7 protein-coding genes are annotated in these 6836 nt (G+C 58.1%); 5 read left to right on the top strand and 2 right to left on the bottom strand.

Translation table 11 applies throughout. The features are described 5' to 3' along the window. Positions 1-140: 140 nt before the first annotated feature. From NWQ23_RS06890 to NWQ23_RS06880, 3 genes are all read left to right on the top strand, one after another. Positions 141-590 (top strand): hypothetical protein, encoded by a 450-nt coding sequence (locus NWQ23_RS06890; protein WP_306165519.1) that lies wholly within the window; start codon positions 141-143, stop codon positions 588-590. Positions 591-798: 208 nt separating this feature from the next. Continuing rightward, entirely contained in the window at positions 799-1560 is a 762-nt protein-coding gene (locus NWQ23_RS06885; protein WP_306165518.1) for a 4Fe-4S dicluster domain-containing protein, read from the top strand. Beyond that, on the top strand, positions 1560-2435 hold the full coding sequence (locus NWQ23_RS06880; RefSeq protein WP_306165517.1) for a DmsC/YnfH family molybdoenzyme membrane anchor subunit: 876 nt from the start codon (positions 1560-1562) through the stop codon (positions 2433-2435). The genes NWQ23_RS06885 and NWQ23_RS06880 overlap by 1 nt, the downstream gene beginning before the upstream one ends. A gap of 12 nt (positions 2436-2447) precedes the next feature. Here the strand turns inward: NWQ23_RS06880 and NWQ23_RS06875 are convergent, their stop codons facing one another. Both NWQ23_RS06875 and NWQ23_RS06870 read right to left on the bottom strand, forming a co-directional pair. Next, positions 2448-3518 carry an ABC transporter ATP-binding protein gene (locus NWQ23_RS06875; RefSeq protein ID WP_306165516.1) on the bottom strand — a complete coding sequence of 357 codons (1071 nt, stop codon included), beginning with the start codon at positions 3516-3518 and terminating at the stop codon, positions 2448-2450. Positions 3519-3521: 3 nt separating this feature from the next. Next, positions 3522-4325: an IclR family transcriptional regulator gene (locus NWQ23_RS06870; RefSeq protein WP_306165515.1), complete on the bottom strand. Its 804-nt coding sequence runs from the start codon at positions 4323-4325 to the stop codon at positions 3522-3524. A gap of 186 nt (positions 4326-4511) precedes the next feature. Here NWQ23_RS06870 and NWQ23_RS06865 point away from each other — a divergent pair, with 186 nt between their 5' ends. Together NWQ23_RS06865 and NWQ23_RS06860 are read left to right on the top strand one after the other, a co-directional pair. After that, complete coding sequence (locus NWQ23_RS06865; protein WP_306165514.1) at positions 4512-5771, top strand: ABC transporter substrate-binding protein; 1260 nt, start codon at positions 4512-4514, stop codon at positions 5769-5771. A gap of 108 nt (positions 5772-5879) precedes the next feature. Next, entirely contained in the window at positions 5880-6836 is a 957-nt protein-coding gene (locus tag NWQ23_RS06860; protein WP_306165513.1) for a carbohydrate ABC transporter permease, read from the top strand.

The raw sequence follows: 6836 nt of genomic DNA, 5'->3' as shown, positions 1-6836 counted from the left end.
ACCGGACAGGCGGCGTGGTTCGACCTGCGTGTCAAAATCGAGAAATCAGCCGTCCCCAACGAGGCGCAACCAGTCCTGCCTGCGCTCAAATCGCCCGTGCCGCAAGCACCCGACCATCTGGAATGGAAGGTGGGAAAGTGATGCGGCGCGCAACGCGGATAGGGGCTTTGGCGGGCTTGGCCTTGCTTGCGGTTCTGGGAGTCGGTGGATCACTCGTGCTGAATGCACAGGGGTACAAGGTCGCGCCTGTGTCGGAAAGCTACGCGCGCAGCTTGCTGGCAAAGGCGTTTGACGGCGCTTTCGCCGATGCGCCACTGCATGCGGGATTGCAACGCCGTTCCGTGATGGCGCCGGATGGCGAATACCTGATCCCGCTTGATCACGTTGATTTGCCCGATCATGTTACGTTAGCGGACATAGATCCTGCCGCACGAAACACCCTCATGCGGATCGCATCAACTTTCCCGACCGCTCATGTCGCGACTGATGTCATCGGCGTTGCCATCAGCGAAACAGCCGGCCCCACAGCGATCCTCACGCTCTTTGTCGCAGCGGACGGCACCGGCTTCATTCACGCAGGAGACCTATGATGAGCAACGCGCGCGTCCTTCTCCTGATCGCCGCTTTCCTGGCACTTACTCTGGGCAGTTTCATCTGGTTCATCGTCACATGGGACCCAGAGAAAGAACAGCCTGTTGGGATGCACACACCCTCCCTTCTTCCGAGCCTAAATATCCCCGCCGGAGGCCACGCATTTTGCCAAAAATGCGTGTCACCCCGAAACGAAAGGGCACCAGTATGACCCAACTGCCACCACCCTCCACCAAGAAACTCGGCCTTGTCATTGATCTGGATACTTGCGTGGGCTGTCATGCCTGTGTGATTTCCTGCAAAGGCTGGAACACCGAAAACTATGGCGCGCCGCTGTCCGACCAGGACCCCTATGGGGCTGACCCGTCAGGCACATTCCTCAATCGTGTGCATTCCTATGAGGTGCAGCCGGAACAGGGTGCCGCGCAGTTGATCCACTTCCCCAAATCCTGCCTGCATTGCGAAGACGCGCCTTGCGTGACGGTCTGTCCGACGGGGGCAAGCTACAAACGGTCTGAAGACGGGATCGTGCTGGTCAACGAAAGCGATTGCATCGGCTGTGGTTTATGCGCATGGGCCTGCCCTTACGGGGCACGCGAGTTGGACGCCAAAGAAGGGGTGATGAAGAAATGCACCCTCTGCGTGGACCGGATCTATAATGAAAACCTGCCCGAAGAAGACCGCCAGCCCGCTTGCGTGCGGACCTGTCCTGCAGGTGCGCGGCACTTCGGCGATCTGGGGGACGAAACCAGCGATGTCAGCATCCTTGTTGCCGAACGCGGCGGCTTTGATCTGATGCCGGAACAAGGCACCAAGCCCGTGAACAAATACCTGCCACCCCGCCCAAAGGACGTGATGCCCGAATTCGACGTTCTGGCCCCTTACCTTGAACCCATCGCCAGCGACGGCAAAGGCTTTGTGGGCTGGCTGGACAAAGCCCTGTCTGCCCTGCCCGGAGGTGCCAAATAATGCATCCCGCAACCTCAGTTATCCTCTTCAATACGTTTTCGGGTCTGGGCTTTGGCCTGCTGTTCTGGCTCGGACTTGGCGCGCTTGTCCCGACAGGTCTGGGCGCCTTTATCTGGTTCACCATCGCCTATCTTCTGGCGGTCGGCGGGTTGATCGCCTCGACGTTCCACCTTGGGCACCCCGAGCGTGCGCTCAAAGCCTTCAGCCAGTGGAAAACAAGCTGGCTCAGCCGTGAAGGTGTCTGCGCGGTTTTCGCGTTGCTCGTCATGGCAATTTACGGGGCGGGGTTGGTCTTTGCGGAAACGCGGCTGGCCTTTGTGGGCATCATCGGCGGCCTGGCCTCGCTCGGCGTCGTCTTCACGACCTCGATGATCTACACGCAGATGAAGACTGTTCCGCGCTGGCGGCACTGGACCACACCTGCGATGTATCTGCTGCTGTCTGTCGGAGGCGGGGCCTTATTGTCCAATCAGAAGACGATGGCGGCTGTTCTGCTTGGCATCGCGGGTCTCCTGCAAGTCTACGCTTGGATGGGCGGGGATGTGCGGCTCGCCCAGTCTGGCACCACGATGGCCACCGCCACCGGGCTTGGTCACATCGGCAAAGTCCGCGCCTTTGAACCGCCGCACACGGGCACCAACTATCTGATGCGCGAATTCATCCATCAAGTGGGGCGCAAGCATGCGCAGCAATTGCGTGTCATCACGCTGGTTCTGGGTTTTGCCCTTCCTGTGCTTTTGTTGCTGTTCTTTTTCAACAACCACGTCGTTGCTGCGATCGCGGTCCTTAGCCATATCGCAGGCGTGCTGTGCCTGCGCTGGCTGTTCTTTGCGCAGGCGGAACATGTGGTCGGGCTTTACTACGGCAAACGGTAAAGTGGGCGAGACCTACGCCTGCTCGTGCCGAATCCGTGCCTCGGTTTCGGCATCAAACAGATAGATACGGCTGGCTTCGATGTTGATCCCGACTGTCGCACCTTCGGCGGTGCGATGGTCACCGCGTTCTTCCACGACGATCCGCTCGCCCGTCGGACCTGTGAGATAGGCAAAGGACACACCGCCAAGGCTTTCCGTCAGTTCAACCAGATGCGTGTCACCCGCGGGGTCAATTGCAATATGCTCGGGCCGTACACCGACCGTGACCGCTTTGCCATCAAAGGCGGTGCTCACCAACCCCTCGTATCGTGCGCCCAGGCCCGGCGCATCGACGCCGCCCGCCATCGCCGTACCATTCACAAAATTCATCGCAGGCGAGCCGATAAAACCGGCGACAAACTTGTTGTCGGGGTCGCGATACAGGTCCATCGGCGCTCCTACCTGTTCGATCCGGCCCAAGCGGAGCACGACAATTTTGTCCGCCAAGGTCATCGCTTCAACCTGATCATGGGTCACATAGATCATCGTCGCGCCGATTTCCTTGTGCAGGCGCGCGATCTCCACCCGCATCTCGACCCGCAATTCGGCATCGAGGTTTGACAGCGGTTCGTCGAACAAGAACACCTCTGGCCCGCGCACGATGGCACGGCCAATCGACACGCGCTGACGCTGGCCACCAGACAGGGCGGCAGGTTTGCGATCAAGGTAGGGCTCAAGTTTCAGAATGCGTGTAGCCTCGGCCACTTTTTCGACGATCTCGGCCTTGGGGTGGCCGTTCATCTTGAGACCAAAGCCCATATTGTCGCGCACCGTCATATGCGGATAAAGCGCGTAGGTCTGGAACACCATCGCCACGCCCCGCTCTGACGGGTCCATGCGGGTCACTTCGCGACTGCCGATATGCATTGCGCCTTCGGTCGTTTCCTCCAACCCCGCCACCATGCGCAGCAAGGTCGATTTTCCGCAGCCCGAAGGACCGACAAAGACGCAGAACTCGCCATCTGCAATCTCGAGGTCAATGCCGTGAATGACTTGGACATCGCCGTAGCGCTTGATGACTTTGTTCAGCGTGACACCTGACATGGGCTAGATCCTTGTTGCTTCTGGTGTTTCATAGTCAGGAAAGCTCCAGTTCTGGGCGTCCTGTGAAATATGGTTCGCGGTCTCTTGCAGGATCGGCACATAGGCCTCTAGCCCTGCAAGGTTTGTTCTGCGGGTGGTGCTGGTCACCGACAAGGCGCCCAACACGCGGCCGGTGTCCGACAGGATCGGCATCGCAACGCAGATGATTCCCGGCTCGTGTTCTTCGCGGTCAAATCCGTAGCCATGGGCGCGGATATCGGCCAGTTCATCGCGCAGCGCAGCAGGCGTGGCGATTGTATGGGGGGTAAAGACGTGGAATGACTGCTGTTCGATCACGGAATCAATCACTTTGGGGTCGCAGAAGGCGAGCATCACCTTGCCGACGCCGGTGCAATAGGCCGGTCCGACCTTGCCGGCCTGACTATACATCTGGACCGGATTGCCCGCGTTACGCTTGTCGATGTAAAGCACCTGCGCATGATCAAGTTGTGCCAGATGCACGGTTTCGCCGACAGCTTTGCTCAGCGCATCAACATGCGGGCGTGCGATCGGCGCAAGGGTGGATTGCTCCCAGGCTGCGTGCGCCAGTCGTACAAGACGGACACCGGGCGCATAGGTCTGCCGCTCGGGATCATAGGACAGCATCTGCTGGCTCGTGAGAGTTTGCACAAACCGGTAAAGGGTTGGTTTGGGAAAGGGCGATTTGTCCAGCAATTCGCTAAAGCGCACAGGCCGCCCAAAGGCCGCGACCTGATCCAGCACCTCTAGTGCCTTGCCGACTGTGCCGTCCCCGGTCACCCTTGCCATCGTTTCTCCCCCAGTTTTTCCGGCGTCGATTTCGGCTTTTGACACTGACCTCCCGCTCGGTGCCGCCTTCGACTGTTGACAAACCTAGCCTGTTCGCGGTTTAGTATCAATATCCAAAACCAAGTTTCAAATAATGAAACCATTATGAAGCGCGGTTTACACTATGGAAGCACCAGGGAGGACACTATGCATTCCATTCTTAAAACGTCGCTCGCGGCGTTCGTTGCTGCTGGTCTGGCGACATCTGCGACACAGACCTATGCACAATCGCTTTCGGGCGATCTGGTCATCTTTTCGGACATGTCCAACCCTGCGCCACGCGCAGTGATGGAAGGCATGGTCGAGCGTTTTGGCGCGATGCACCCAGACTTGAACATCGAGCTTACGGTCATTGACCGTGAGGCCTACAAGACCCAGATCCGCAACTTCCTGACCGCCAATGCGCCAGACGTTGCGAACTGGTATGCCGCCAACCGCATGCTGCCATATGTCGAAGCGGGTCTCTTCGAGGACGTGTCCGACATCTGGGAAGGCCAGATGAGCGAAGAGCTCGCATCGACCAAAGGTGCGCTGACCATCGACGGCGCCCAGTACGGCGTGCCTTACACTTATTACCAGTGGGGCGTGTACTATCGCAAAGACATCTTTGACCAATACGGCCTGTCCGAGCCTACGACTTGGGCTGAAGAACTGGCCAACTGCCAGACTCTGCTCGACAATGGCGTAAAGTGCTACACCATCGGCACGAAATTCCTTTGGACCGCAGGCGGCTGGTTCGACTATCTGAACATGCGCACCAACGGCTATGACTTCCACGCACGCCTGACCAATGGCGAAGAAAGCTGGACCTCTGACGAAGTCCGCGCGACATTCGCAAACTGGCAGCAGCTGATCGACATGGGCGCCTTTATCGACGACCACCAGACCTATAGCTGGCAGGAAGCCCTGCCCTTCATGGTCAATGGCGAAGCGGCCTCTTACCTGATGGGTAACTTTGCTGTGGCACCATTGCGCGAAGCTGGCCTGACCGACGATCAGTTGGACTTCTACCAGTTCGTCGAAATCACACCCGGCATTCCAAAGGGTGAAGATGCACCAACAGACACGTTCCACATCCCGTCAGGGGCAACAAACAAGGAAGCGGCCCGCGAGTTCCTGAAGTTTGTTGTCTCGGCCGAGAACCAGACCTTGATCAACAATGGATCGAACCTTGGCCAGTTGCCTGTCAACGCCATGTCTTCTGTGGATGACGACAAGTTCCTGAACGAAGGCTTTGATATGCTTTCCAACAAAGCACCGGGCGGTATTGCCCAGTTCTTTGACCGTGATGCCCCTGCTGAAATGGCCGCCGTTGCCATGGAAGGTTTCCAGGAATTCATGGTGTTCCCAGCCAACCTCGAGGACATCCTCGAGCGTCTGGAAGCAGCCCGCGAAGATATCTACTAAGACCAAAAGGGGGGTGCGCAGGCAACTGTGCACCCTTCCCCCCTCGCCTATCTGCAAGCGCCGGTTACTGACGCTTTCACATGCGCCCACAGGGAAAGAGGAATCCTCATGTCCACCTCCTCCGATAGCGCGGCCTTGCCAACACGCGGCTGGTACAAGCGCAACGAGATCGCCATCACCCCATGGCTGTTCCTTGCACCCGGCGTGCTGTTCTTTTTCATCTATGTGATCGCCCCCATCTACCAAAGCTTCAGCCTGTCGCTTTACGACTGGAACGGGCTGGGGGATATCGAGACCAACGGCACCTATGTCGGGATGGAGAACTACAACAAGCTTTTTGGCCTGAACGGCGAACGGGCGGACCGGAATTTCAACATCTCGCTGTGGAATAACCTCAAATGGCTGCTGCTTTATCTGTTGGCCATTCCGGGCGGGCTCTTTATCGCCCTTTTCCTGAACCAGACAGTGCGCGGCATCCGCATTTACAAGTCGCTGTTCTTTTTCCCCTTTGTAATCAGCCAAGTCGTCGTGGGCCTTGTTTTCTCGTGGTTCTACCTGCCCAATGACGGATTGTTCAGCATCATGTTGGGCTGGTTCGGTCTGGAAATTCGCGGCGGTGTCTTGGGGAATCCGACAGCGGCGACCTACGGGATTATCGCGGCAGGGCTTTGGCCACAGACTGCCTATTGCATGATCCTGTACCTCACGGGCCTGAACGCCGTTGACCCCGAACAGGTCGAAGCGGCGCGGCTGGATGGCGCCAAAGGCCGCAAGATGCTGTGGTATGTCATCATCCCGCAACTCAAACCTGCCACCTTCATCGCCTTCGTCGTTACGATCATCGGGGCGCTGCGCAGCTTTGACCTTGTGTCGATCATGACAGGCGGCGGACCCTTCGGCTCGACCCGCGTGCTGTCGTTCTACGTCTTTGAAAAATCGCTGAGCGAACGGGGGCTGCAATATGGCTACGCCGCTGCCATAGCGGTGGTCCTGTTCCTGATCATGCTGGTCTTTATCTCTTACTTCCTGTGGTCGATGTACCAAGACGAAAAAGAGGCGCGCTGA

The organism is Yoonia sp., assembly GCF_030731595.1.
Classification (GTDB): Bacteria; Pseudomonadota; Alphaproteobacteria; order Rhodobacterales; family Rhodobacteraceae; genus Yoonia.
The sequence above is the reverse complement of the archived record's forward strand: the minus strand, read 5'-3'. Positions and strand labels throughout refer to the sequence as shown.